Annotated in this window: 21 protein-coding genes; 6 read left to right on the top strand and 15 right to left on the bottom strand. The window is 63.2% G+C overall.

The window, feature by feature from the left end:
- Positions 1-8 precede the first annotated feature (8 nt).
- The 5 genes from CN933_RS09410 to CN933_RS09430 are packed head-to-tail and all read right to left on the bottom strand — an operon-like array spanning position 9 to position 5793.
- Positions 9-1184: a glycosyltransferase family 4 protein gene (locus CN933_RS09410; protein WP_018094814.1), complete on the bottom strand. Its 1176-nt coding sequence runs from the start codon at positions 1182-1184 to the stop codon at positions 9-11.
- On the bottom strand, positions 1181-2425 hold the full coding sequence (locus CN933_RS09415; protein WP_018094815.1) for an O-antigen ligase family protein: 1245 nt from the start codon (positions 2423-2425) through the stop codon (positions 1181-1183). Before CN933_RS09415 ends, CN933_RS09410 begins: the two co-directional genes overlap by 4 nt.
- Positions 2422-3984: an undecaprenyl-phosphate glucose phosphotransferase gene (locus CN933_RS09420; RefSeq protein ID WP_018094816.1), complete on the bottom strand. Its 1563-nt coding sequence runs from the start codon at positions 3982-3984 to the stop codon at positions 2422-2424. The genes CN933_RS09415 and CN933_RS09420 overlap by 4 nt, the downstream gene beginning before the upstream one ends.
- Positions 3985-4042: 58 nt before the next feature.
- Positions 4043-5212, bottom strand: a complete 1170-nt coding sequence (locus tag CN933_RS09425; RefSeq protein WP_018094817.1) for a glycosyltransferase family 4 protein — start codon at positions 5210-5212, stop codon at positions 4043-4045.
- Between the two features lie 5 nt (positions 5213-5217).
- Positions 5218-5793 carry a polysaccharide biosynthesis/export family protein gene (locus CN933_RS09430; protein WP_018094818.1) on the bottom strand — a complete coding sequence of 192 codons (576 nt, stop codon included), beginning with the start codon at positions 5791-5793 and terminating at the stop codon, positions 5218-5220.
- 208 nt (positions 5794-6001) lie between these two features.
- Here CN933_RS09430 and CN933_RS09435 point away from each other — a divergent pair, with 208 nt between their 5' ends.
- On the top strand, positions 6002-8140 hold the full coding sequence (locus tag CN933_RS09435; protein ID WP_102761411.1) for a GumC family protein: 2139 nt from the start codon (positions 6002-6004) through the stop codon (positions 8138-8140).
- Between the two features lie 2 nt (positions 8141-8142).
- On the opposite strand, the gene CN933_RS09440 is transcribed toward CN933_RS09435, so the two are convergent.
- From CN933_RS09440 to CN933_RS09450, 3 genes are all read right to left on the bottom strand, one after another.
- The gene (locus tag CN933_RS09440; RefSeq protein ID WP_018094820.1) at positions 8143-9390 is read right to left on the bottom strand and encodes a GNAT family N-acetyltransferase; all 1248 of its coding nucleotides are present in this window, start codon (positions 9388-9390) and stop codon (positions 8143-8145) included.
- 157 nt (positions 9391-9547) lie between these two features.
- On the bottom strand, positions 9548-10288 hold the full coding sequence (locus tag CN933_RS09445) for a metallophosphoesterase family protein (RefSeq protein WP_018094821.1): 741 nt from the start codon (positions 10286-10288) through the stop codon (positions 9548-9550).
- A gap of 11 nt (positions 10289-10299) precedes the next feature.
- Entirely contained in the window at positions 10300-10512 is a 213-nt protein-coding gene (locus CN933_RS09450; protein WP_003529239.1) for a DUF2842 domain-containing protein, read from the bottom strand.
- A gap of 174 nt (positions 10513-10686) precedes the next feature.
- Between CN933_RS09450 and CN933_RS09455 the strand changes: the two genes are divergently transcribed.
- Positions 10687-11790: a COX15/CtaA family protein gene (locus tag CN933_RS09455; protein WP_018094822.1), complete on the top strand. Its 1104-nt coding sequence runs from the start codon at positions 10687-10689 to the stop codon at positions 11788-11790.
- Between the two features lie 70 nt (positions 11791-11860).
- Here CN933_RS09455 and argC read toward each other — a convergent pair whose 3' ends face one another.
- The 5 genes from argC to CN933_RS09485 all read right to left on the bottom strand — a co-directional run bounded on the left by argC (position 11861) and on the right by CN933_RS09485 (position 15578).
- A complete protein-coding gene (gene argC / locus CN933_RS09460) occupies positions 11861-12793 on the bottom strand; it encodes an N-acetyl-gamma-glutamyl-phosphate reductase (RefSeq protein WP_018094823.1) in 933 nt (310 codons plus the stop codon).
- A 91-nt stretch (positions 12794-12884) separates the two neighbouring features.
- On the bottom strand, positions 12885-13841 hold the full coding sequence (gene speB / locus CN933_RS09465; protein ID WP_102761412.1) for an agmatinase: 957 nt from the start codon (positions 13839-13841) through the stop codon (positions 12885-12887).
- Positions 13842-13992: 151 nt separating this feature from the next.
- Positions 13993-14460: a 30S ribosomal protein S9 gene (gene rpsI / locus CN933_RS09470; RefSeq protein ID WP_003529231.1), complete on the bottom strand. Its 468-nt coding sequence runs from the start codon at positions 14458-14460 to the stop codon at positions 13993-13995.
- Between the two features lie 2 nt (positions 14461-14462).
- On the bottom strand, positions 14463-14927 hold the full coding sequence (rplM, locus tag CN933_RS09475) for a 50S ribosomal protein L13 (RefSeq protein ID WP_018094825.1): 465 nt from the start codon (positions 14925-14927) through the stop codon (positions 14463-14465).
- A 219-nt stretch (positions 14928-15146) separates the two neighbouring features.
- Positions 15147-15578: a PaaI family thioesterase gene (locus tag CN933_RS09485; protein WP_018094826.1), complete on the bottom strand. Its 432-nt coding sequence runs from the start codon at positions 15576-15578 to the stop codon at positions 15147-15149.
- Between the two features lie 172 nt (positions 15579-15750).
- Here CN933_RS09485 and CN933_RS09490 point away from each other — a divergent pair, with 172 nt between their 5' ends.
- Entirely contained in the window at positions 15751-16572 is an 822-nt protein-coding gene (locus CN933_RS09490) for an enoyl-CoA hydratase (RefSeq protein ID WP_018094827.1), read from the top strand.
- A gap of 82 nt (positions 16573-16654) precedes the next feature.
- Here CN933_RS09490 and CN933_RS09495 read toward each other — a convergent pair whose 3' ends face one another.
- On the bottom strand, positions 16655-17491 hold the full coding sequence (locus CN933_RS09495) for an EamA family transporter (protein ID WP_018094828.1): 837 nt from the start codon (positions 17489-17491) through the stop codon (positions 16655-16657).
- 190 nt (positions 17492-17681) lie between these two features.
- Between CN933_RS09495 and CN933_RS09500 the strand changes: the two genes are divergently transcribed.
- Genes CN933_RS09500 through CN933_RS09510 form a run of 3 tightly spaced genes read left to right on the top strand, consistent with a single transcriptional unit; the run spans position 17682 to position 19788 of the window.
- Positions 17682-18110 (top strand): CoA-binding protein, encoded by a 429-nt coding sequence (locus CN933_RS09500; protein WP_018094829.1) that lies wholly within the window; start codon positions 17682-17684, stop codon positions 18108-18110.
- Between the two features lie 27 nt (positions 18111-18137).
- A complete protein-coding gene (locus CN933_RS09505) occupies positions 18138-19418 on the top strand; it encodes an O-acetylhomoserine aminocarboxypropyltransferase (protein ID WP_018094830.1) in 1281 nt (426 codons plus the stop codon).
- Positions 19419-19446: 28 nt separating this feature from the next.
- Positions 19447-19788, top strand: a complete 342-nt coding sequence (locus tag CN933_RS09510) for a cupin domain-containing protein (RefSeq protein ID WP_018094831.1) — start codon at positions 19447-19449, stop codon at positions 19786-19788.
- 6 nt (positions 19789-19794) lie between these two features.
- On the opposite strand, the gene CN933_RS09515 is transcribed toward CN933_RS09510, so the two are convergent.
- Positions 19795-21042, bottom strand: coding sequence for a cytochrome P450 (locus CN933_RS09515; RefSeq protein ID WP_018094832.1), 1248 nt, complete (start codon positions 21040-21042; stop codon positions 19795-19797).
- Between the last annotated feature and the right edge of the window lie 27 nt (positions 21043-21069).

The raw sequence follows: 21069 nt of genomic DNA on the forward strand, positions 1-21069 counted from the left end.
GTTCGATCCTATGGCTGCTGTCGGCGCCGCTGCGCTGCCATTCGCCGGTAAACCTCTTCCGTCTCGTCGAGCATGCGTTTCAGTGTAAAACGGTCCCGGCGTGCCGAAGCCGCGCTGGCAAGGCGCCGAAACATATCCGGGTCGGCCGCCGCTATCATCGCTTTTGCAAGCGGTGAGGCGTCCTCGCTGTTCGGAACGACGTAGCCGTTCTCTCCGTGATCGACGGCCGTTCTGGCTCCGCCGACGTCGGAAATGATGATCGGCCGGCCGGCGGCGGCGGCTTCGAGCATCACATAGGACATTGCCTCGTAGCGGCTCGGCATGACGAGGAGATCGAATGCGGGCACCGCCTGAGGGCCCGTAAAGGCCGAGGTCAGATGGATGCGGTTCTGCAAACCGCTTGCGGCGATCGCGGCGCGGACCTCTTCCTCCAATTCTCCCGATCCGACCATCACAAGGTGACTGTTCCTGATCGCCGACGCGGCCTTGCCGAAGGCATTGATGAGACGCTCGGGGGCCTTCTGCGCAGAGAGCCGGCCGATGAAGCCGAAAACGAAGGCGTCAGGTGGAATGCCGAAGCTGGCGCGCACCGTCTGCGCCATGCCGGTCGAGGGGGTCTCGACGCCGTTGACGATGACGGACATGCCCTGTTTCGAAATGCCGATCGACAGCGCATGGGCGAGTTCGTCACCGGAGACGGTGACGAGATGATCGGTGAAGAAACGGGCGAGAAGCGCCTCGATGGCCCCGTATATCACCCGGCCGCTGCGGCCGAGCGTCGGATCCATCGTCCTGAAGGCATGCGGCGTGTAGACGCGCGGCACGTGCCTTCCCGGCAGGCGCAGGCGCGTCAGGGCTCCGGCCTTGGAACTGTGCCCGTGAACGACGTCGAACGGCCCGGCAGTGCGGATGATGCGATTTATGGCGCGAAAGCAGGACCAGTCGGAGGGGGCGGGCGCCCGGCACATGCCGACGGCGTGAATGGCGGGAAGGCCGAGTGCCTGGAGTTCGCGCACGAAACCGTCTTCGGCCCGAACAGGAGAATAGATCGCTTCGACATGATGACCGCGCGCATGCATGCCGCGGCAGAGATCGAGAAAGTGGCGTCCGGACCCGCCGCCGCTGGGTTCCAGTACCTCGAGCAGGCGCAGAGGGGCGTCGAGCGGCTTGCTACCCGTGGTCATGCGGTCGTTCCGGAACGGATCTGCCTTTTATGGCGATATTCGAGCGCGGCGCACCCCCAGAGGATGCCGAGAAGCAGATAGAAATGGCGCCAGTGGTCGGTGTCGATCACGTTGCCGATACCGACATGGCCGATAAGCGTGATCCAGGCGATCATCATATATGGTTGCCACGGCCTCTGGAGCAGCAGAAACCGAAAGCCGAGCGACAGCGTCCAGAGGATGAGCGTGACATAGGCGACGAAGCCGAGCCATCCATAGGATGTCAGGCTCTTCAGAAGCACGTTGTGCTCGTCTTCAGGAAACATGGTGCTGAACACCATGGGGCCGATGCCGAGCGGCTTTTCCATGGCCATCAGAAAGCCGATCCGGTGCCGGTCGAAACGCCCGAGATGTCCGCCGTCATAATCCTGAACGAGCTGCGTGCGGCTCGAGAAGAGAGAGGCAACCTGGTCCGACTGCAGGGCGACCACGAGTGCTGCCACCACGAACAGGGCGCCGGAGAGGGTCAGCACGAGAATCCGGAGGCGGAAGAGACCGCTGCGCTGCTTGAGCAGCATGACGAAGACGAGAGCGACGACGCAGAAGAGGTCGAGAGCCCAGGCCGCCCGCGAGAAGGAGAGGAACACGCCGAGCGTGAGCACCAGCAGCCCGGCGACTTTCAGGGGCGCCCGGCTGATCGGCTGCGTCAGCAGGCCGTGAAGGAGGTAGAGGGTGGGGGCTACGAGAAACGGTCCGAAGACATTCGGGTCCTGAAACGCTCCCTTTGCCCGATCATACAGCGTGAAGTTCGCCGCGCCCGGTATCGCGCCGAAATAGCCGAGGATGCCGAGGAGGGCGGTGATGACTGCGGCTGCCACCCAGGCGTTGAGGATGAGCGGCAGGCGCCGGTAGCTCTCTTCGATGATGGCCGCAAAAAACACCGCCGTGAGGCAGAGGAAGCCGGTAACGGCCATATACATCGGACCGGTCCCAAGGTCGGCCATCACCGTCAGCGACAGGATGCCGCCGATCATGAACAGGGCGAGAAGGACCGTGAGCGGAGCCGTGGCACGGGAGATCCTGAGGCCGAAAAGCGCCCAGAGGCCGATGAGCCCCGCCATGAAGATCTCGTAGGGCGCGGGCTCGGCGATGACGAACCCGGACAGGAAGACGCCGATCGTCACCAGGCAGGAGCCGACGAGCGAAATCGCGGCAAGCTGCGGGCGAAGGATAGCCGGCCGCGATGCGGTGACGGCGGTCAATAGGCGTTTTCCGTGTTCAGCAGCCGAAACGGCGTGAGGATGAGAATCTTCAGGTCGAGCAGCAGCGACCAGTTCTCGATATAGTAGAGGTCGAATGCCGTTCGGAACCGGATCTTTTCGTCGTTGTCGATCTCACCGCGCCAGCCGTTGATCTGAGCCCAGCCGGTCACTCCCGGCTTGACGCGGTGGCGGGCAAAATAGCCTTCGACGACATCGGAATAGGTGCGGTCCTTCGTCTGCGCGAGCACGGCGTGGGGACGCGGCCCGACGAGCGAGAGCTCGCCTTTCAGGACATTGAAGAACTGAGGCAACTCGTCGATCGAAGACTTGCGCAGGAAGCGTCCGACGGGGGTTACGCGAGGGTCGTTCTTGGTTACGGCGTTGCGCGCGGTCGGGTCGCTCATATGCGTGTACATCGAGCGGAACTTGTAGACCTCTATGGTCTCGTTGTTGAAGCCGTGGCGGTGTTGCTTGAAGATGATCGGACCGGGCGAGGTGACCTTCACCGCGACGGCGGCAGCGAGCATGACGGGCCAGAGCAAAGCGAGCGCCACGAGACTGAAAAAGATATCGAAGCAGCGCTTGGCGACGGAATCCCAGTCTGCGATCGGCTTGTCGAAGATGTCGAGCATCGGGACCTGCCCGACATGCGAATAGCTGCGTGGGCGGAAACGGAGATTGTTGGCGTGCGCCGCGAGCCGAATGTCGACCGGAAGCACCCACAGCTTTCTGAGGAGTGCGAGGATGCGCTTTTCCGCAGTCAGCGGCAGCGAGATGATCAGCATGTCGATGCGGGCGAGACGGGCGAATTCGACCAGTTCGTCCACCGTCCCGAGTTTCGGATAGCCGGCAATCACATTCGGGGACCGGCGCTCGTCTCGATCGTCGAAGATCCCGCAGATGCGGATGTCGTTGTCCGGCTGATGCTCGATCTGCCGGATCAGGTCCTTCGCGGGCTGCCCGCCACCGACGATGACGGCTCGCCGTTCCATGGTGCCGTTTCTCGACCAGTGACGGATCGAATAGGCGATGAATGCGCGCTCCGCGACGAGGAAAAACCCGCCGGCGAGGAACCATGCGCCGATCCAGAACCGAGAATAGAGGTGGCCCGATTTCAGAAAGAAGAGGCCAAGCGCAATCACGCCGAACGCAGCCGTCCAGGCACCGAGGACGCGCGGCGTCATCCTCAGCCAGGCGCGCAGTGCCGGCACCTGGTAGGCGTCGGCGACCTGCATGGCGGCAACGGCGAGCGCCGGCCCCCCGGCGAGGATAAGGAGATAGACCGGCAGTTGATCCAGCGTCGGCGCGACATATTGTGCATTGATGCCGTAGCCGATGGCAAAAAGTGCGCAGAAGTCGAGAAGCCGGATAAGTCCGGTGATCATCGCCGGTGTGTAGGTGTCTGCACGGAACTGAAGGGCGATCTGCTTCGCCAGCGGGTTGAGCCCCGCATTTCCCCCTGTCCCGTTTTTTTGTTCGGTGGTGGTCTTGCGGATCTCGGCGACCTTCTTGCGAAGCGCTTCGGGGTCGAAGGTCTCTGGCCTGTCAAACTGGTTCATGGTCGCTTTCCGGCGCTGAAGTCCTCCGCCCGGATAGCAGAAAGCCACTAAGAAACGCTTACGTTGTACGCAGCCGCCCCTGCGGCACAAGCGATTCCTCGGTGAGGTCTCGATAAAGCTGCATCACGTGTCTGGTCATCACCGATGCGGCGAAGCGGGATTTGAACTGGTCCGCGTCGGGCATCGTCCGGGCAGCCCAGCCGGCGTCCAGGATGGCGTCTGCCATGAGACGGGCAAGCGCCCCCGCATCGCCGGGTTGGACGAGCGCCTCGCTATCGGTCCCGAGAACCTCCGGGATGCCGCCGACGCGGGTGGCGATTACGGGCTTTCCGGCGGCGAGCGCTTCCAGCAGGATATACGGCATGGATTCCGCGCGGGAGGGAATGACGACCGTGCGGGCCAGAGCGAAAGCCTCGCGCGCCCTCATTGCCGGCAGCAGCCGGACGCGATCGGCGAGACCCATGCGCAGGGTCATTTCTTCGTATTGCCGCTGCTGCGGGCCATCTCCGACCATCAAGGCGGAAAGCCTGCGGCCGGCGATCTCTTCGGCTGCGGCAAATCCTTCGATAAAAAGATCGGGACCCTTCAGGTCCCGCATCATGCCGATATAGAGGAAATCGACAGCGCCCGGGCCCGTCTCGACCGGTTCGAATTCCGCATCGTCGATGCCGTTATAGATCAGCTCGTTGCGCGCCAGTGGAGGGCCGACCCTGGCGCCGTAGGTGCGGCGTTCGTATTCACAGACGAAGACGAGGGCGTCGGTCAGGCGTTCCTGCAGGCGCTCGACGCGCAGAATGAGCGAACCAGCCAGGGACCGGCGCTCGAAGTGAAGGCTGCCCCCATGGGGCGAATAGAGGCGGGCTACGCGATACTTGTTGACCCGCAGGGCTGAACCGACGATGCGCGCCAGCACGCCGCCCTTGGCGCCGTGGCCGTGCAATACATCCGGTTGCAAACTTCTGATTTCCTTGTAGCCGCGCCAAAGCGCCGCGGCGTCCGATGTCCCGATCGAACGATGGATTGGAACACGGATGATGCCGAGCGCCAGATGCGGGCGAACCTCTTCGAAGAGCGCGTCCTCGTGGGCCCCGCCGGTGGTGCTGTCGCAAAGGATTCCGACCTGATGTCCGGCATCCGCATGCGCTTCGGCAAGGTCGCGCACGTGCCGGAATATGCCGCCGACCGGGGATCTGAAGCAATGAAGAATGCGCAGGGGGCGTTCGCTCATGGCGATCAGAACAGACGTTCGCGTATATAGACGGTGTCGCCGGCGAGAACCGGGTCGGTCACCGGAACGCGTCCGGTGATGATGCGGCCGTTGATCTTGCGGGTGATGTCGGCGGTCGCCTGGTTGGCGCGTGGCGTGAAGCCGCCTGCGACGGCGATCGCATTCTGTACTGTCATCCCCGGAACGTAGGCGTATTGGCCGGCTTGTCCCACTTCGCCCATGATGAACACGGAGCGGTAGCGGTCGACCTCGATCGTGACGTCCGGATCCTTGAGGAAGCCCTGGCGCAGCTTCGCCGCGATCATCCCCTCCAGTTCCGGAAGCGTATGCCCGCGCGACGGAACGGCCCCGATCAGCGGGAAGGCGACATAGCCGGCCTGATCGACCGTATAGCTGCCGCTGAGGCTTGCCTGTTCGAAGACGTTGATGCGCAAGCGATCGCCGCTGTCCAGCCGATAGGGCTGCACCGTGGCCTGGCTGAAGCCTTTGGGGGCGGGCTGGTAGTTCGTGCAACCGCCGACGAGCGCCGACAGGATCGCCACGGCGAAGACGCTTGTTCTCTTGTTGGCTGCGGTCGACATGCGGTCAGGGGCTCCGGAAACGATCACCGTTGGCCGATGTTATCGATCCGTTAGGGTTAATGGCCGGTAAATCCGTCACGAGAATTTCGGCATCGAATGCCCTTCCCGTTCATGGAGCATGCCACTCTCTGGTTGCAGCGGAAATTAACCCTTGGGTTACCATGTTCGTTTACCTTCCCGCGAAACGAGAAAGCATTGGAGTGCAGGCATGTCGGGCATCGGCGGACAGCAGGATGTGGATATCGATCTCGGCGGGCTTTTTCGCGCCATCTGGCAACGCCGCGTGCGGGTGCTGCTCGCCACGGTCGGGGTCGCTGCCGTCGCCTTCGCGGCTGCCAAGATGGTCGATCCCGATTACGAGGGCGAAACGCGCGTTCTGATAGAGTCGCGTGAACCCGAGTTCAGCGGCACCAATCAAGTTTCGCAGAATGGCTCCGACCGGATGTTCGACGAGTCGGGCATCCTCAGCCAGGTGCAGGTCCTGCGCTCGGCGGACCTTATCAAACAGGTCGCGCGCAACATGAAGCTTCACGAACTCGACGAGTTCGATCCCTCGGCACGGCCTTCTGCCGCGTCCGATCTCCTGGTGATGCTGGGTCTGAAGAAGAATCCTCTCGATTTGCCGCCGGAAGAACGGGTGCTGACGGAGTTCGAAGAGAAGCTGCAGGTCTATCAGGTCGAAAAATCGCGTGTGATCGCCATCGCCTTCACCTCGAAGGACCCGAAGCTCGCAGCCGCCATTCCGAACGAAATGGCCAATGTCTATCTTTCGTTGCAGAGCGGAGCCAAGCTCGACTCGAACTCCGAGGCGAGCCGCTGGCTTGAGCCGGAGATCGCCAACCTGCGCGAGAAGGTGCGCGAGGCGGAGGCGAAGGTCGCAGGTTACCGCGCCGAGTCGGGCCTGCTTCCGACCGGCGAGACGCAGAATTTTGCCACGCGCCAGCTTACCGACATTTCGACGGAGCTTGCACGGGTGCGGTCGGAGCGGGCGAACACGGCTGCGCGCGCCGAGGGTATGCGGACGGCGCTCGCCGACGGCCGTCCGGCGGACACGCTTGCCGACATCGTCGGCTCGCCGATGATCCAGCGTCTCAAGGAGAACCGCGCCAACGTCCAGGCGCAGATCGCCGATCTGTCGACGGCACTGCTCGACGGCCATCCGCGGTTGAAGGGGCTCAAATCCCAGCTCGAAGGGATCGAGGGGCAGATCCGGTCGGAGACGCGGAAGATTCTTGCGAGCCTCGAAAATGAGGCGAAGGTCGGCCAACTGCGCGAGCAGCAGCTCGTTCAGCAAATGAACACGCTCAAGGCGCAATCGGCGCAGGCGGGCGAGGAGGAAGTCGGGCTCCGCGCGCTCGAGCGCGAGGCGACGGCGCAGCGCCAACTGCTCGAAACCTATCTCGCCCGATACCGCGAGGCGACGTCGCGTACCGTTGCGAACGCAACTCCGGCCGATGCACGCGTGATTTCGCGCGCCGTGGTCCCGACCGCCCAGAGCTTTCCGAAGGTGCTGCCGATCACGATCGTCGCTGCCTTTGCCAGCCTCCTGGTCAGTTGCGTCGTCGTCATGCTTGGCGAACTTTTCAGCGGCCGGGCGCTAAGGCCGGTCTCGCTCCCCGAAGCACCGGCCGCGGGTCAGCCCGCAGAAATGCCTTCAGTCGCTGGCGTGATCGAAGAAATTCCCGCACCTGTCCTCGTCGCGGCGGAACCTGCGCCTGAGGAGAACGGCGGCGATGGAAATGCGGCATCGAAGCACGACTTTTCGATCGAGTCGGTGGCCGAACATCTTCGTGCCAATGGCGTGCGGATTGCGGTCTCGGTATCGCCGGGCGGCGACGAGGGATCGACGGCCACAGTGATGCTGGCGCGCGTTCTGGCCGAGGACGAGCAGAAAGTCGTGCTGATCGACCTTTCCGGTTCGGCCTGTCCGACGCGGCTCATGGCACAATCGCAGGACCTTGCCGGGGTTACGAATCTGCTCATGGGCGAAGTCGCCTTCTCCGAGTCGATTCATTCGGACAGGTTGTCCCAAGCACATATCGTACCCCATGGCGACGCCGATCCTCATGCGGCGATGCGCGGCATCGACCGGCTGCAGATCATCATCGACGCGCTCGCCAACGCCTACGATCTCGTCCTGATCGAATGCGGGTCGGCCGATGCGGAGGCCGTCGCCAAGGTGGCACGGCACGAGGGCACCGAGATCATTCTGTCGGCACCGTCGATCAGCGACGACCAGATCGTCGAGATGCTGTTGAGTTTCGGGGAAGCCGGATATCGCGACGTCGTGCTGATGACCGGGAAGGGGCAGGACGGCCCCGATTTTCCCGACCGCCGCGCTGCATAACGTCACGGTTCATCCGCGCTTGAAGCCGATGTCTGCCGTCGCTGCCGCTGCCGTTGAATGAAGGCATAAAGCGTTTCGTTGGCCTTGACCAACCGTTTCGCCCCGGCGATCGCCCGGAAACCGCCGGCGGCCAGCCGACCGCGGAACGTGAGGGGCAGAACGATGTCGCGCAACGGGGTTTCCACCGTGCACCACGACCGCTTGTAAGGCTGGTCGCCGATGCCGAAGTCGAAGACGGCGACGCCTTCCGCGCAAAGGCGCTCGATCATTCTGTAGAACAGCAACTCGCCCGGGCTGGCGTCCGCGGCGATTTCCTCGTCGATCGAACCGAACTGGCAGATGACGTGGTCGCCCTTGCGTGAGAGACCGGCGACCGCGAGAATTCGGCCGGCATATTCGCCCCTCAGTCTTATCGCATTGAGTTCGAGGAGGGGCTCGGGCGCCCGGGCATCGATCAGCGCATGGAAAAAGGCGCGCGTCTCGGCATCACGAAAGGCATCCGGCAGGCCGAGTGTCTCGAAGCGGGCGGCTTTCTGGCGGAAGAAGGTCTCGAGCAGGGCGTGGGCCTCCTGCGTTTCGCGAGCGATCACATAATCATAGCCGCCGATCTCGGCGAGGCGCCTTTCGGATATGCGCATCTTCTTGCGCCGCCGCTTGGCATTGATCTGGGCGAGTGTGTGCTCGATGGTGCCGAGAAGCGGCAACTGGAACGATGCGTTCGGGTTCTCGATGCCGGCCAGAGCGGCGAGGGGGTGCGGCGCGCCGCGCCAGATCTGCGGCGTCCGGTCGAATACGATCACGTCCGCGAAACGGCGGAGCTGGCGACCGATGCCGCCGGTGAGCGCTGCCGTGAGCTCCGCAGCGGGCGCATTGTCGATGCCGGGGCCGAACAGGCCGGTGTTGAGATTGCTGTGCTCCGAGCCGATCAGGCGCGCCGCGCGGAAAAGCCGGCCGCGTTCGATCTCGAACGGGAGGAGAAAAAGCGGCTCCCTGCCAGCCGCGCCACGGACGATCAGCAGTTCGCTGCCATGGGTCTTTGTCCAGGCCGCACACCAGTCGAAGCTCTGGTGCAGCGAATTGCCGCTGCTTCCGTCGAGCGCGCGCCATTCCGCTTCGATCTCGTCCATGTCCGCGTGGACGGAGATGGTGATCCGGCCGGCAGCGCTGCCTCCACGGGCGACGCTCCCGGCCGAAAGATACCGCCCGGCGCTGGCTTCCGGCGAAAGGGTGAAATCGGAACTTGCCATCATTGTCGATCCGCATGCGTGATGCAGCCATTGAAGCGGGAATTCTGATAGATCTGATTAATCCGGCAGGCACGCGCCTGCCCGGCAGACAACAGGGTTAGGGGAATATGAAGCCGGAACAGGCGGCCGCTGGAAATGCCGGCGAGGCGGCCGGTAGAATTCAGTCGAGGAATCCGGTCGCGAGCGCCGTTGCCCATTCCTCGCGGCCGCGTTCGGCCGCGAGGAGCGACGCCGCCATGTGATCGTAGCCGACACAGCGGAAGGTGACGTTCCAGTCGCCGGATGCCATCTCGACGATGGCGTAGCGGGCATCCGGCGAACCCGTTTCGACCTTGTGCGCGACTGGCCGGTCGTCGCCATAGGCCGGGCATCCGACACTGCCCGGATTGACCAGGAGCCGCCCGCCCGAAAGCCGCAGGGCACGTTGAACATGCGTGTGGCCGCAGAGGATTACGGGGTGCTCGATGTCGTCGGCAAAGCGCTCGATCTCCGCGCGCCGCGCCATGTGAACGATGCCATCGCCCGTCAGCGCTTCCATCCAGTAGGCCTCGTCGCTAGCCGGCGTGCCATGGCAGAGAAAGAGAGCGTCCCGGTAGACAAGGGTCGCCGGCAGAGCGGCCAGCCAGTCGAGGTGGCGCTCATCGAGCTCTTCATGGGCGGAGCGGTCGGACAATCCCATGCGGGCAGGGTCGAGCGTGAGAAGATAGCGGTCGTGATTGCCGCGTATCGCAGCGGTACGGCGGCGGATCAGGATCTCCGCTGTCCGCGCGGCATTCAGCGGGCCGCTCAGATGATCGCCAAGATTGACGATCTCGTCGATGCCCTGTGCATCGATGTCGGCAAGCACGGCCTCGAGCGCGAGATCGTTGCCGTGAACATCGGAAATCACCGCGATTCTCATGCCCGGAAACCTCAGTGATCGGCGGCGGGTTTTTCCATCCATTTGATGATCAGCATGGCGGGAAGGACCCACAGCAGGCCGGTGAAGAAGAAATAAAGCAGATGCACCCACCACGGAGACGCGCCGAGCAGCAGGGAAGCGAAGGTAACGGCCGCAAGTGCGTAGACGACGACGAGGATGATGAGCAGGACGGTACCGATCAGTTTTCGGAGGCGTACGGGCATTTTTCGATCTTTCGGTGGCGGCAGCGTTGGCACTCGGGCGGCCCGCGACGGCATGCCGCAAAGGGTTCGGCCTTGTTTTGCACGGCACTCTGGTGCAAATCAACGGCTTTGAGACCGTCCTGACCGGCAATGCCGGCATAGCGGTACCGTTTCCGCGACAGATGAGGAAGTGCCATGGCCCACGCCGAATTGGCAACAGAACAGATGCTGCTCAAAGAGATCGGCAGAACCGAGCGCAACCGCCGGCAGATCCGCGGCTGGCTTGCCGCCGTTCTCTTCGCTCTGTTTGCGCTGGTGCTCGTCGGAGGGGCTACGCGACTGACCGAATCCGGCTTGTCGATCACCGAGTGGAAACCCGTCCACGGCGTCATACCGCCGCTCTCCGCGGAGGAATGGGAGGAGGAATTCCGCCTCTACCAGCGCATTCCGCAATATGAGCAGATCAACAAAGGCATGACGGTGGACGAGTTCAAGACCATCTTCTGGTGGGAATGGGCGCACCGGCTGCTCGCGCGCGGCATCGGGGTGATCTTCGCTTTGCCGTTCTTCTTCTTCTGGATCACGGGGCGGATCGAGCGGCGTCTGCGGCTGCCGCTTCTCGGAATCCTGGCGCTCGGCGGTTTTCAGGGATTCATCGGCTGGTGGATGGTATCCTCCGGTCTGGCGGAACGGACTGCAGTCAGCCAGTACCGGCTTGCCACGCATCTGACCATCGCCTGCCTGATCTTTGCCGCCTGCATGTGGATTTACCGGGGGCTGTGTCCGCATTCCGACGACGCGCATCCGACGAAAAGGTCGCAAGGCATGGCGGCGGTCATCGCGATCATGAGCCTCTTCCAGATCTATCTGGGCGCGATCGTCGCGGGTCTCGATGCGGGTCTGAGCTACAACACCTGGCCGCTGATGGACGGGGCGATCGTGCCGGGCGGTCTGTTCGTGCAGCAGCCCGCCTGGATCAATCTCTTCGAAAATCCGAAGACGGTGCAGTTCGTCCACCGTCTCGGCGCCTATCTGCTGTTCGCATTGGCGCTTTGGCACATGATCGCGTCCCTCCGCGCCGCGCCGGAGACGACACATGCCCGCCGCTCGGTGCTCCTGTTCGCGCTGGTGACGGTGCAGGCGGCAATCGGCATCACGACGTTGCTACTGCAGGTACCGATCGGCTGGGGCGTATTGCATCAGGGCGGCGCCCTCGCCGTGCTCGGCTTCGCGATCGCCCATTGGCGCGGTTTCGTCGGCACCTATCCGACAGACACGGCGATAGAAATGCGCGACTGATTTGCCTGCGATCGAACGAACCAAAACCCCGGCAGGAACGCTGCCGGGGTTTTCGTCTTGACTGGCCGTGTCAGGCGGACAGCATCAGGTCCATGTTCTGGACGGCGGCGCCCGAGGCGCCCTTGCCGAGATTGTCGAGCAGCGCGACCAGATTGACATGCGCTCCACCCTGGGTGCCGAAGACGAAAAGCTTCATGGCGTCGCTGCCGGCGAGCTCCGTCGCGTCGATCCGGGCGTGCTTGGCGCTCTCTTCAAGCGGCACGACTTCGACGATCGACTGTCCCGCATAATGGTCGACGAGGGCCCGATGGATCGTTTCCAGCGTTGCACCGGCCGCCAGGTCCTCGAGATAGAGCGGCACCTGCACGATCATCCCCTGCGCGAACTTGCCGACGGAAGGGCTGAAGACCGGCGCGCGCTCCAGAAGCCCGTGCATCTTCATTTCCGGCACATGCTTGTGCTTCAGTGTAAGCCCGTAGAGGAAATGCGGCGCGTCGATGTGGTCCGGATTCCTGTCGTCCTCCATCTGCGCGATCATCTGCTTGCCGCCGCCGGTATAGCCGGAAACCGCATTGACGGTGACGGGATAGCCGTCCGGCAGGATACCCGCCTGACGCAGAGGGCGAATCAGGGCGATCGCTCCGGTCGGGTAGCAGCCGGGATTGGCGACATGGCGTGCGTCGCGGATCCGCTGGGGCTGCGCCTTGTCCATTTCGGCAAAGCCATAGGCCCAGTCGGGCGCGACGCGATGCGCGGTCGACGTATCAATGATGCGCACGCGATTGTTTCCGGCAACCATGGCAACGGCCTCCCGCGAGGCGTCGTCCGGCAGGCATAGGATGGCGATATCGGCGCTGTTCAGAAGATCCTCGCGCATCGCTGCATTGCGTCGCTCCGCTTCCGGAATGGACAGGAGTTCGAGATCCGTACGGCCGGCCATGCGCACACGGATCTGCAGGCCCGTCGTGCCGTGTTCGCCATCGATAAAGATCTTCGGTTTCATGATTTTCCTGCTCCTGCAGTCCGTTAGCGGCGTTTCCGGAATCAGTCTGGCATAGAATTGAATCAATTTCTTGGGCGCGCCGCCGCTTCGATCAGCCGCGCCTCTCCGCCAGCCAATCGGCACGCAGGCCCAGCATATACATGGCGATGGTCGAGCCAGCAATGGCGGTAAGGTCCGCGTGGTCGTAGGCAGGCGCCACCTCGACCACGTCGCTCCCGGCGATATGAAGCGCGCCGAGTTTGCGCAGGACCGACAGCATCTTTGCGCTTGACGGGCCGCCGGCCACGGGCGTGCCGGTGCCGGGCGCAAAGGCCGGGTCAAGGCAATCGATGTCGAAGGTCAGATAGGCGGGGCGGCTGTCGACATGGCGGATGATGGTATCGGCGATCTCCTCGGCGCGCATCTCCTCGAGCTCGTAGCCGTAGACGATCCGAAGGCCGCAATCCTCCGGAGCATGCGTCCGGATGCCGATCTGGATCGAGCGGTCCACGTCGATCAGTCCCTCGCGTGCCGCGCGGCCGACGAAGGAGCCATGATCGATGCGGCCTTTCTCGTCCGGCCAGGTGTCCTGATGGGCGTCGAACTGGACGAGGGCGAGGGGCCCGTGCAGGGCTGCATGGGCCCTGAGGATGGGATAGGTGACGAAGTGGTCGCCGCCGAGCGTCAGCAGGTAGGCGCCGGACTTCAGGATTTTCGACGCCTCGCGCTCGATCGTCTGGGGAGTCTTCGAATGGTTGCCGTAGTCGAGCAGGCAATCGCCGTAATCGATCGTCGCCATGTCGGCAAACAGGTCGCGCTGGAACGGATATTGCGGATCGTTGTCGAAGATCGCCGATGCGCGTCGGATCGCCTGTGGCCCGAAGCGCGCGCCGGGGCGGTTCGACGTGGCCGCATCGAACGGGATTCCCCAGACGACCGCCTCCACACCCTTGAGCTCTTTGGTGTATTTCCGCCGCATGAAGGAAAGGATGCCGGCATGCGTCGGATCGGAGGCCGCCGCCGTCAGTGATTTTGCAGTGATCGCGTGGTCGATCGACTTGTTGGCCATGCTGTTCTCCCGACAGATGTGCGGGACGTTGGCCAATCGATCGGGGCAAGGCAAGAGCCCGGCGTCAAAATCATGTGCACGGGGACGCTATGGATGCACATGAAAAAAGGCCGGGACGAGCCCGGCCTTCGAAAGTGCAGTCTGCAAGCGATTAGCGCTTGGAGAACTGGAACGAACGACGTGCCTTGGCACGACCGTACTTCTTGCGCTCGACCACGCGGCTGTCGCGGGTGAGGAAGCCGCCGCGCTTCAGAACGGGGCGCAGGCCCGGTTCGAAGTAGGTGAGGGCCTTGGAAATGCCGTGACGAACGGCACCGGCCTGGCCGGAAAGGCCGCCGCCGGCGACGGTCGCGTCGATGTCGAACTGGCCGTCACGGGCTGCCGCGACGACCGGCTGCTGCAGGATCATCTGCAGAACCGGACGGGCGAAGTAGTCCGAGAAAGGCTTGCCGTTGATGGTGATCTTGCCGGAACCGGCCTTGATCCAAACGCGGGCGACGGCGTCCTTGCGCTTGCCGGTCGCATAGGAGCGGCCCTGGGCGTCGACTTTCTTGACGTGAACCGGAGCAGCCGGTTCCGCGGTCGTGGCGATTTCCTTGAGAGCGGAAAGGTCAGCCATTATCAGGCGCTCCTTGTGTTCTTGCTGTTCAGCTTGGCGACGTCGAGGACGGCCGGCTGCTGTGCTTCATGCGGGTGGTTCGAGCCGGCGTAGACACGCAGGTTCTTCATCTGGCGACGGCCGAGCGGGCCGCGCGGAACCATGCGCTCGACGGCCTTCTCGATGACGCGCTCCGGGAAGCGACCTTCGATGATCTGGCGCGCGGTGCGCTCCTTGATGCCGCCGGGGTAACCGGTGTGCCAGTAGTACTTCTTGTCGGTGTACTTCTTGCCGGTGAGGACGGCCTTCTCTGCATTGATGACGATGACGTTGTCGCCGTCGTCGACATGCGGCGTGTAGGTGGCTTTATGCTTGCCGCGCAGGCGGTTTGCGATAAGGGAAGCGAGGCGACCGACAACGAGGCCTTCGGCGTCGATGATGATCCACTTCTTCTCCACCTCTGCAGGCTTCTGAACGAAGGTTGCCATATCTAAACTCTTTCGTTTGGACCCGGAACGAAGCCGGGCGTTTCTTGTTGCTTGCTTTGACCTCGATGAGGGCAAAAAAGAAGGCGGCCCAGTCGGACCGCGATCTGGGGCAGCTTATAAGGAAGCTCGCCATCAAGGTCAAGGCCGTCTTTCCGTGCGCCGTGAAAGAAGATGAAGCAAATTCAGATAGTTACCAGTGTGGTATAATTATACCACACTTCAACGGGGCGGAATCGAATAGGTCGCCGTCGCATGCGCGATCAAATCGGGACTTGCTACCGTCTTTATCGAGGCGTCGAGAACGGCCAGCCGTTTGCCGAGTTTGAGAATCCGGCAGGTGCATTCCAGTGGTTCCGGTTCCGGCTTGCGCAGGAAGTTGATGTTGAGGCTGGTGGTGACGGCAAGCGCGACCGGACCGATATGCGCGATAAGCGCGATATAGGCCGACACGTCCGCCAGCGCGAAGAGCGTCGGGCCCGAGACCGTACCGCCCGGACGGATGTGGCGCTCGTTCGGGTCGAGCCGCATCGTGGCGAAGCCCGGTCCGGTCTCGGTCACCGCGAAGACCTTTCCGTCGGTGTGGACCTGCGGAAAATCGGTGTCGAGAAAGCGGTTGAGCTCCTCGACGGTCATGACCGGCTGCAGGGTCATCGCGTTCTCTCCCGTGTTACTTGCCTCGGTTGCACCCGTTACAAAACGTCCTGGAGCGCGCCGTGCAAGCGGGAAATTGGTCGTAGGCAGTCATAGGTCAGTCGGGAGCGCGGGGTTGAAAGAGCGGCGACGGCGGCGTACCACGACACGAACTTCGATATGGGAGAGAGCCATGGCGGACGTCGTTTCATTCAGGAAAGAAGAGTCGAACGGACCCTTGCTGCGCGAGTTCGATGGCCCGGTCCTGCGGCTTACCCTCAACAATCCCCCGGCAAATGTGCTTTCGATCGCCCTGATGGAAGCACTGCTGGCGGCACTCGAAGAAGCGGCCGTCTCGAAGGAGATCAAGGTCGTCGTCATCGCGGCGACCGGGAAGCTCTTCTCCGCCGGCCACGATCTCAAGGAAATGACCGCCCACAGGGCCGACGCCGACGGCGGCCGGGCGTTCTTCGAGCGAACGATTCGCCTCGCAGCCGAAGTCATGCTGGCGATCACCAGGCTGCCGCAGGCGGTCATCGCCGAAATCGACGGCCTCGCGACCGCCGCCGGTTGCCAGCTGGTCGCCAGTTGCGACCTGGCGATCTGCACCGACACGTCGACCTTCTGCACCCCCGGCGTGAATATCGGCCTTTTCTGTTCTACGCCGATGGTCGCCCTGACGCGCGCCGCCCATCGCAAACAGGCGATGGAGATGCTTTTGACCGGTGAGACGATCGATGCCGGGACAGCGAAGGAGTTCGGTCTCGTCAACCGCATCGTCCCACGGCAATATCTGCGCCAGGTCATCGACAAATATGCGTCGATCATTGCCTCGAAGTCGCCGCAGGCGCTGAAGATCGGCAAGGAGGCTTTCTACCGTCAGACAGAAATGCCGCTTGCCGACGCCTACGACTTCGCTGTCGGCGTGATGGTCGAGAACATGCTCGCCCGCGATGCCGAGGAAGGTATCGGTGCCTTTCTCGGCAAGCGCATGCCGGAATGGAAAGAGGAATAGTGCATGTCGCCCAAAAGTGTGCAGCGGTTTTGGGATAACGACATGCATGGTAACGAGCGCGACGCGCTTTAGGTCCTGGGCCTCAGGCGAGCCTGAGGAGCAAGGCACCGAGCGCAATGATGCAGGCGGCGATGATGCGCCAGGCGCTGACGCGCTCTCCGAGGAACACGACGGAGATGACGACGGCGAACAGGATCGCCGTTTCGCGGAGGGCCGCGACGGTGGCGACCGGGGCTTTCGTCATCGCCCAGAGCGCAAGGCCATAGGAGCCGATCGATCCGGCGCCGCCGACAAGCCCGCGCCACCAGTGACGGCTCACATGCCGCGCGACCGGCTTGACGCCGCGCCGCGCGAAGGCCCAGCCGAAGAGCAGGACCGGCGGCAGCAATGCCATCCAGAGCGTGTAGGATATGGCATTGCCGGAAATGCGGGCGCCTATCCCGTCGACATAGGTATAGCTCGCGATCACGCAGGCATTGAGCAGTGCCAGAACGATGGCGTGCCTGCCGCCCTTGCGGGATTCGAAGGCGAGCGTGAGCACGCCCGCGGAGATCGTCATGATGCCGGCCATCGCGCCGCCGCTCAGTTTCTCGCCGATGACGAGGCTGCTCGTCGCCGCGACGAGAAGAGGAGCGACGCCGCGCATCAAGGGATAGACCAGCCCGATGTCGCCTGCGCGGTAAGCGGCTGCGACCAGCTGGAAATAGGCGAACTGGAAAAGTGCCGAAACCAGAATGTAGGGCACGGCCTCGGAACCGGGCATCGGGAGGAAGGGCAGGAAGGGGAGCGCCACGACCGCGCCGCCAAGCGACACCATGGCGGCGTCGAGCGATTTTTCCGTGCCGGCCTTGACGAGCGCGTTCCAGGTCGCGTGCAGCAGCGCTCCGAGAAGTACGAGCGCAATGACGTCCGGCGGCAAGATGAACCTCGGCGGGGTGATTGGGCGGGAAAGCCGGTTGTGGGCTCGCATTTGCCGAAATGCAACCGGAATTACAGATCGATCGCAACGAAACGGTGCAAATGCATGGCCGGGGAAGGTGCCTTGGTTGACTCGCGGCCGCTCCACGCCAACTATCGCTCCGCATGATAAACATGCGCGGACAACAAGCATGCACCACGATGCCTACCCGGATTATTATCTTGCCGACATCCTGCGCGAGACGAAGACCATCGCGCTCGTCGGCGCTTCGCCGAAGCCGGAGCGGCCGAGCTATCGCGTCATGGCCTTTCTTCTGCGCAAGGGATACCGCGTCATTCCGGTCAATCCCGGCCATGCGGGCGGTGCGATTCTCGACCAGCCGGTTGTAGCGCGCCTCGCGGATATAGGGGAGGCAATCGACATGGTCGACGTCTTCCGTGCGGCTTCGGCCTTGCCCGCGCTCGTCGACGAGATCCTGTCGCTGCCGGCCCTACCCAAGGTTATCTGGGGACAACTGTCCGTCCGCGACGATGCGGCTGCGGCCAAGGCCGAGGCCGCAGGCATCAAGATCGTCATGGACCGCTGCCCGGCAATCGAATATCCGCGACTGATCGGTTGATCGTTAATAAATGAGGGAGGAACGACGATGAAATCCGGACCCGGGTTCAGCACGCTTGCAATCCACGCCGGGGCCCAGCCGGACCCGACGACCGGCGCGCGGGCGACGCCGATCTACCAGACGACCAGCTTCGTCTTCAACGATACGGATCATGCGGCGGCACTTTTCGGCCTTCAGCAATTCGGCAATATCTATACCCGCATCATGAACCCGACCCAGGCGGTACTGGAGGAGCGGATCGCGGCGCTCGAAGGCGGGACCGCCGGCCTGGCCGTTTCCTCGGGGCATGCGGCCCAGCTGCTGGTTTTCCATACGATCATGAGGCCGGGTGACAATTTCGTTTCCGCCAGACAGCTTTACGGCGGGTCGGCAAATCAGTTCGGCCATGCCTTCAAGGCCTTCGACTGGCAGGTCCGTTGGGCCGATGCGGCGGAGCCCGAAAGCTTCGATGCGCAGATCGACGAACGCACCAAGGCGATCTTCATCGAAAGCCTCGCCAATCCGGGCGGCACCTTCGTCGATATAGCCGCGATCGCAGACGTCGCGCGGCGGCATGGACTGCCGCTTATCGTCGACAATACGATGGCGACGCCCTATCTGATGCGGCCGCTCGAACACGGCGCCGATATCGTCGTCCATTCGCTCACCAAGTTCATCGGCGGTCATGGCAATTCGATGGGCGGGATCATCGTCGACGGCGGTACGTTCGACTGGTCGAAATCCGGCAAGTATCCGCTGCTGTCGGAGCCCAGGCCGGAATATGGCGGCATCGTCCTGCACCAGGTCTTCGGCAACTTCGCCTTCGCCATCGCCGCACGGGTACTGGGTCTGAGGGATTTCGGTCCGGCGATTTCGCCCTTCAACGCCTTCCTTATCCAGACCGGCGTCGAGACGCTGCCGCTGAGGATGCAGCGCCATTGCGACAACGCGCTGGAGGTCGCCAAATGGCTGAAGGGGCATGAGAAGGTGTCCTGGGTCCGCTATTCCGGGCTCGAAGGCGATCCGAACCACGCGCTGCAGCAGCGCTACTCGCCGAAGGGGGCGGGAGCCGTATTCACTTTCGGGCTCGCGGGCGGATACGAGGCGGGAAAGCGCTTTGTCGAGGCACTGGAAATGTTCTCCCATCTTGCCAATATCGGCGACACGCGTTCGCTCGTGATCCACCCCGCCTCGACCACGCACCGGCAGCTCACGCCGGAGCAGCAGGTCGCCGCAGGCGCCGGACCCGACGTCATCCGGTTGTCGGTCGGCATCGAGGACGTGGCCGACATCATTGCCGATCTGGAACAGGCGCTGGGGAAGGCCTGAGAGGCACGGCAGGACGTGGAGGCTTCTTATGGGCCATATGCTGAAATTCGATCCGTCTTGCGTCGAGGCTGAGATCGGGGCGCCGGCGCCCGACAGGCTGATTTCTGGAAATCCGGAATTTCGCACCTGGAATATCGAGGAGGCCGGCGGGCTCTATGCGGGCATATGGGAAGCCACGCCCGGCAAGTGGCGGATCGTCTATGACGAGTGGGAATATTTCCACATCCTTTCCGGTCATTCCATCGTGACCGAAGAGGGCGGGGAGCCCCTTCATCTCGAAGCCGGCGACAGCCTGGTGTTGAGACCCGGCTTCAAGGGAACCTGGGAAGTCGTTGAAACGACTCGCAAGGACTACGTGATCCGCGTCTGACGCCGCTCACCAGACCAGATCGAGCCGCTCCAGACCATGAAAGTGGAACGCGTCCTTGACCGGCGGCTCGTTCCTGAGCCGCATTCCGGGAAGCCGCCGGAACAGGATCGGCAGGGAAATCTGCAGCTCCAGCCGTGCCAGCGGTGCGCCGATGCAGAAATGCAGGCCGGCGCCGAACGAGACGTTGGCGCCTTCGTTGCGATCCGGCCTGAACGTATCGGGAGAGGAGAATTTGCGCGGATCGACGTTCGCCGCCCCCAGCATCAGGCCGATCTTGTCCCCCTTCCTGAGGGCGATGCCGTCCTCCAGCTCGATATCCATGAGCGCGTAGCGCTGAAAGATATGCAAGGGCGCGGCGAAGCGCAGACACTCTTCCACGGTGCGCTCCGTCGTCTTCTCGTCCGAAAAAAGCTCGGTGGGGGAGAGGCCGGACTGCAGGATCGTGTGCACGGCATTGCCGATCTGATGAACCGTCGCCTCGTGGCCCGCATTCAGAAGGAGGACCGTGGTCGAAATCAGCTCCGCATCCGACAGGCGCTCGCCGTCTTTCTCCGAGGTGATCATATGCGTGAGCAGGTCGTCGGCGGGGTTTGCCCGCTTCTCCGCTATGATTCCCTTCAGGTAGTCGGCGAACTCCGCCGATGCTTGGTTGGCGTCGAACTCCGTTTCCAGGCTGGGATTGAACACGTACATCTTCACCATGCGGTGCGACCAGTCGAGCAGACGCGGCGCCGCTTCGACCGGGATGCCGAGCATCCGCGCGATGATGGTGACCGGGATCGTCTCGGCATAGGTCTTCAACAGCTCGGTCTGGCCATCCTTCTCGAAGCCGTCGATCACCGCATGCGAGAGCGCCTCGATTTCCGGCCTGAGCTGTTCGATCTGACGGGAGACGAAGGCGCGATTGACGAGCGTGCGCAGCCGCGTATGGGCCGGCGGCTCCAGTTCGAGCAGCGAGTGTTCCTCCAGCGCATCGAAAGCCTTCAGATGCGGTTTCGGTTCCGGCATGCCGAGTTCTTCCCGGGTGGCGACATGCAGGATCTGCCGGCCGAAGCGCCGGTCGCGCAATAGACTGTTCACCTGCTCGTAGCCCGCAAAGAACCACTGCTGCGGCTCCTCCCAGAAAAAGGCCGGACATTGCGCATGAAGCGCCGCGTAGGCCGGCAGCGGATTGCGGAAGAAGCGGGGGTTGCGGACGTCCAGGGAGACGCGCCGGGCGGGGCCGTCGATGGTGATACCGGGGGCGATGGACATGATATCGACTCTTCGAATGCTGCGATC

It is taken from the genome of Sinorhizobium sp. M4_45 (assembly GCF_002885915.1).
In the GTDB taxonomy this organism is placed as follows: Bacteria; Pseudomonadota; Alphaproteobacteria; order Rhizobiales; family Rhizobiaceae; genus Sinorhizobium; species Sinorhizobium meliloti_A.

Coding starts and splice junctions, on each gene's coding strand:
- CN933_RS09435 (WP_102761411.1), top strand. CDS start 6,002: ATGTCGGGCATCGGCGGACAGCAGGATGTGGATATCGATCTCGGCGGG.
- CN933_RS09410 (WP_018094814.1), bottom strand. CDS start 1,184: ATGACCACGGGTAGCAAGCCGCTCGACGCCCCTCTGCGCCTGCTCGAG.
- argC (WP_018094823.1), bottom strand. CDS start 12,793: ATGAAACCGAAGATCTTTATCGATGGCGAACACGGCACGACGGGCCTG.
- CN933_RS09450 (WP_003529239.1), bottom strand. CDS start 10,512: ATGCCCGTACGCCTCCGAAAACTGATCGGTACCGTCCTGCTCATCATC.
- rpsI (WP_003529231.1), bottom strand. CDS start 14,460: ATGGCTGACCTTTCCGCTCTCAAGGAAATCGCCACGACCGCGGAACCG.
- CN933_RS09445 (WP_018094821.1), bottom strand. CDS start 10,288: ATGAGAATCGCGGTGATTTCCGATGTTCACGGCAACGATCTCGCGCTC.
- CN933_RS09515 (WP_018094832.1), bottom strand. CDS start 21,042: ATGTCCATCGCCCCCGGTATCACCATCGACGGCCCCGCCCGGCGCGTC.
- CN933_RS09510 (WP_018094831.1), top strand. CDS start 19,447: ATGGGCCATATGCTGAAATTCGATCCGTCTTGCGTCGAGGCTGAGATC.
- CN933_RS09430 (WP_018094818.1), bottom strand. CDS start 5,793: ATGTCGACCGCAGCCAACAAGAGAACAAGCGTCTTCGCCGTGGCGATC.
- CN933_RS09440 (WP_018094820.1), bottom strand. CDS start 9,390: ATGATGGCAAGTTCCGATTTCACCCTTTCGCCGGAAGCCAGCGCCGGG.
- CN933_RS09455 (WP_018094822.1), top strand. CDS start 10,687: ATGGCCCACGCCGAATTGGCAACAGAACAGATGCTGCTCAAAGAGATC.
- speB (WP_102761412.1), bottom strand. CDS start 13,841: ATGGCCAACAAGTCGATCGACCACGCGATCACTGCAAAATCACTGACG.
- CN933_RS09500 (WP_018094829.1), top strand. CDS start 17,682: ATGCACCACGATGCCTACCCGGATTATTATCTTGCCGACATCCTGCGC.
- rplM (WP_018094825.1), bottom strand. CDS start 14,927: ATGGCAACCTTCGTTCAGAAGCCTGCAGAGGTGGAGAAGAAGTGGATC.
- CN933_RS09425 (WP_018094817.1), bottom strand. CDS start 5,212: ATGAGCGAACGCCCCCTGCGCATTCTTCATTGCTTCAGATCCCCGGTC.
- CN933_RS09420 (WP_018094816.1), bottom strand. CDS start 3,984: ATGAACCAGTTTGACAGGCCAGAGACCTTCGACCCCGAAGCGCTTCGC.
- CN933_RS09485 (WP_018094826.1), bottom strand. CDS start 15,578: ATGACCCTGCAGCCGGTCATGACCGTCGAGGAGCTCAACCGCTTTCTC.
- CN933_RS09490 (WP_018094827.1), top strand. CDS start 15,751: ATGGCGGACGTCGTTTCATTCAGGAAAGAAGAGTCGAACGGACCCTTG.
- CN933_RS09505 (WP_018094830.1), top strand. CDS start 18,138: ATGAAATCCGGACCCGGGTTCAGCACGCTTGCAATCCACGCCGGGGCC.